The 1,528-nt window shown below is 29.7% G+C and carries 2 protein-coding genes; one reads left to right on the plus strand and one right to left on the minus strand.

Going from position 1 to position 1,528, the window contains the following annotated elements; all coding sequences use genetic code 11:
* Nucleotides 1-617 (plus strand): Yip1 family protein (locus HG1285_RS01930; RefSeq protein ID WP_008289263.1); only part of this gene is annotated, 617 nt, incomplete at its 5' end.
* A 19-nt stretch (nucleotides 618-636) separates the two neighbouring features.
* Here HG1285_RS01930 and metF read toward each other — a convergent pair.
* Nucleotides 637-1,416: a methylenetetrahydrofolate reductase [NAD(P)H] gene (gene metF, locus HG1285_RS18480; RefSeq protein WP_157560732.1), complete on the minus strand. Its 780-nt coding sequence runs from the start codon at nucleotides 1,414-1,416 to the stop codon at nucleotides 637-639.
* Between the last annotated feature and the right edge of the window lie 112 nt (nucleotides 1,417-1,528).

A 1,528-nucleotide genomic window follows, 5' to 3' on the forward strand; every position in this document is an offset into this window, starting at 1 on the left:
TATCAAATGAAAAATTTACTATTAAGGAACTTTATTTCAAGTTTGCTCTTATTTTTGCATTTATTCCTGCTGTAAGTCATTTTGTTGGATTTACTTTATTTAAAAATGTTTATGTTCAAGGTATACAAGATTTCTTGCAAATGGCAGAAAAAGATTCCCAGCAAAATCCACAAACTATAGAGTATATGAAAGCACTTTTAAAAACGCTTCAAGATAACGATTTAACCAAAGAAATACTTGTAATGTTGACAACTTACGGCTTTGAACTTTTCAAGCCTGTAGTACTTGCTGGAATAATAATGTTTTTAGCCGGAGCTTTTGGTGGGGAAAAAGATATAACTAAAGCGTTTACAGTTTCCATTTTTGCCTTAATTCCTCAATGGGCTGCAGGAGTTTTTTATGCTGTAAATTCTCCTCTTTCAATGTTTATATTATTTTTAGCTTCTTTTTATACATTTTATTTAGTCTTTATCGCAGCAGAGAAAGTTTTAAAACTTCCATCTGAAGGATCCAAAAGCTTCCAATTTATTATATTAGTTGTAATTTTTTATCTAATATTAAGTGGAATTATTGGGTACTTAGAATCAACAATAACATTTAGAATTTTAGTTTCTTAAAATTTTAGGGGTTTTACCCCTATTTTATTAGATGTTTAATTTTGTTATATATTTGAAGTGTTGCCTTTGATTTATTAAGAGTATAAAAATGAAGTCCTTTTACGTTGTGTTTTAATAAATCTTCACACTGCTCAACAGCATACTCTATACCTATTTTTTCAACTTCTTCAGGAATATCTTGATATTTTTCTAGTTTTTTAACAAGATATTCAGGTATAGTCGCACCGCACATTAAAGCAAATTTTCTAATCTGTTTAAAATTGGTAATTGGCATTATCCCTGGAATAATTGGTATATTTATTCCTTCCTTTTGACAAAGGTCTAAATAGTCATAAAAATATTTATTGTCAAAAAACATCTGAGTTATAGCAAAATCTGCTCCAGCTTCAACTTTTTTCTTAAAGTAATAAATATCTCTTTCTAAATTAGGACTTTCAGGATGTCCTTCAGGATATGCAGCAACTCCTATGCTGAACCAATCTCCAAAATTTTCTCTTATTAGACTTACAAGCTCATTTGCATATTTACATCCATCTTTTGGGAAAATGAAATCTTCCTGTCCTGCAGGTATATCACCCCTTAAAGCTAAAATATTTTGAATACCAATATTTTTATAGTCCTCTAATATATCTAACAGTTCTTTTTTTGTATGACCTATACAGGTAAGATGTGCCATTACTGTAAGTGATGTTTCTTCGTGAATTTTTTTCACAATATTTCTTGTTCTATCTCTTGTTGACCCACCTGCCCCATAAGTGACAGACACAAATGTAGGTTTTAAAAGCTGTAGTTTCTTTATAGTTTCAAAAAGCTGTTTTTCTCCTTTTTCATCTTTAGGAGGGAAAACTCAAAGGATATACTCGTATTTATTTGCTTTAAATTTCTCCTATTTTCATAAGTGGTAGTATACA

This window comes from Hydrogenivirga sp. 128-5-R1-1 (assembly GCF_000171895.1).